Origin of the sequence: Streptomyces griseus subsp. griseus (genome assembly GCF_000720255.1) — a bacterium.
In the GTDB taxonomy this organism is placed as follows: Bacteria; Actinomycetota; Actinomycetes; order Streptomycetales; family Streptomycetaceae; genus Streptomyces; species Streptomyces griseus_I.
In genome coordinates, this window is sequence record NZ_JOJE01000112.1 from 1 (window position 1) to 2,332 (window position 2,332).

Below are 2,332 nucleotides of genomic sequence, written 5' to 3' on the forward strand. Positions count from 1 at the left end.
CGACGCGGAGCGTTCGGCGGCCCTGCGTCCGGACAACGTGGCGTACGTGATGTACACCTCCGGCTCCACCGGAACCCCCAAGGGCGTGACCATCACCCAGTTCGGCGTGATGAACGACGTGATGTCGCTGGCGAACACCCTGGATCTCGGACCCGGTGCGCGCATGCTCTTCGCCACCTCGGTCAACTTCGACGTGTCGGCGTTCGAGGTGTTCAGCGCCCTGTGCGCCGGCGCCACCGTCGAGGTGGTGCGCGACGTGCTCGAACTGGGCGAGCGCGACGGCTGGACCGGCAGCGCGATCAGTGCGGTGCCCTCGGTCTTCTCCGAGCTGATCGACGAGATCGCCGACCGCACCAGCGTCGAGACGGTGGTCTTCGCCGGCGAGGTGCTGACCTCGGCCTTCGTGGAACGGGTGCGCGCCGCCCTGCCCGGGGTACGGGTGGTCAACGGTTACGGGCAGAGCGAGAGCTTCTACGCGACCGTCTTCCAACTCCCGCCGTCAACTCCGTGGAACGGCACCGGCAACGTGCCGATCGGCCGTCCGCTCACCAACATGCGGGCATACGTACTGGGACCCGGCCTCGCCCCCGTGCCGGTCGGCGTGGTGGGCGAGCTGTACGTCGCGGGTGCGGTGGGCCGGGGGTACCACGGGCGTCCCGGGCTGACGGCGGAGCGGTTCGTGGCCGACCCGTTCGGGCCCGCGGGGGAGCGGATGTACCGCACCAGGGCCCCGGCTCGGGCGGAAAGCGACTGGTGGGCTACGTCGTGCCGGCGTACGGCATCGGCGCGGGCGACCCCGACCTGCGCGCGGGTGTCGACGTGGCCGAGGTTCGCCGCTTCGTGGCCGACCGGCTGCCCGAGTACATGGTGCCCGCGGCCCTGGTCGTGCTGGACCGGATGCCGCTGGAGGCCAACGGGAAGGTCGACCGCAAGGCCCTGCCCGAGCCGGAGTTCCAGGCCGGCGAGTACCGCGCACCGCGTACCGCGCAGGAGGAAGCGCTGGCGGCGGTGTACGCCGAGGTACTGGGGCTCGACCGGGTGGGTGTGGACGACGACTTCTTCGCCATCGGCGGCGACAGCATCCGCTCGATCCAGGTCGTGGCTCGCGCCCGGGCTCGCGGCGTCGAGATCACACCCCGGCAGATCTTCGCATCCCGCACGGTGGCCGAACTCGCGGCGAACGCGCGGACCGGCACGGCCGACGTCCTGGACGAGTTCGAGGGAGGTGGCGTCGGGTGGATGCCGCTCACCCCGACGGGCGAGTACTTGCTGAAGCTGGGCGGCGGCTTCGACAGGTTCTCGATGTCGATGGTGGTCGATCTGCCGGACGGGGTGGACGAGGCGAGCTTGTCGGCGACGCTGGACGCGGTCCTGGACCGCCACGACATCCTGCGCTCACGACTGGTCACCGGGAACGGCGCACCGGGACTGCACGTCGGCGCACCGGGACTGCACGTCGACGCCCCGGGACTGCACGTCGACGCCCCGGGTGCCGTGCCGGCCGGCGGCCTGATCCGCCGGGTCGCCTGTGACGGGCGCTGGGATCGGGCCTGGCGTGAGACGGCATCCGCCGAGCTGAACGCGGCGATGGGGCGGCTGGATCCGGCTGCGGGGGCGATGGCACAGTTCGTGTGGTTCGACGCAGGGCCCACAGTGCCGGGCCGGCTGCTGCTGGTGCTGCACCACCTCGTGGTGGACGGGGTGTCCTGGCGGATTCTGCTGCCCGACCTGGCGGCGGCCTGGGTGCGGGTGCGTGACGGCCGACCGGTGGAGCTGCCCGGCGTGGCGACGTCGGTGCGCCGCTGGGCCCATGCGCTCGCCGAGGAGGCCTCGGCCCCGGACCGCACTGTCGAACTGCAGACGTGGCAGCGGGTGCTGGAGGGCCCGGACCCGGTGCTGGGCAGTCGACGGGTGGACCGGTCCGTGGACACCATGGCGACGGTGGACACGGTACGCGTCGAGCTGCACGCCTCGGTGACCGAGGGGCTGCTGACGGGGGTCCCGGGTGCGTTCCGGGCGGGGGTGAACGACGGTCTGCTGGCCGCTCTCGCGCTGGCGGTGGCCCGCTGGCGCGGGAACCGCGGGGTGGACGAGTCCTCGCTGCTGGTGCGCCTGGAGGGGCACGGGCGTGAGGAGGGGGTCGTTCCGGGCGCGGATCTGTCGCGGACGGTGGGCTGGTTCACCAGCATGTTCCCGGTCCGAGACGGGCGAGGCCCTCGCAGCACATCCGGACCCGCAGATCGGCTTCAACTATTTGGGCCGCTACTCCGCGGCGGACATGCCGGAGGAGCTGCGCGGCCTGGGCTGGACGCAGGTGCTGGACGTGGATGAC

At 72.2% G+C, this 2,332-nt stretch carries 1 pseudogene; it reads left to right on the forward strand.

Annotated features, from left to right (window positions below):
• Positions 1-2,332, forward strand: a pseudogene (locus tag IG99_RS43310) (AMP-binding protein); the annotation flags it as partial.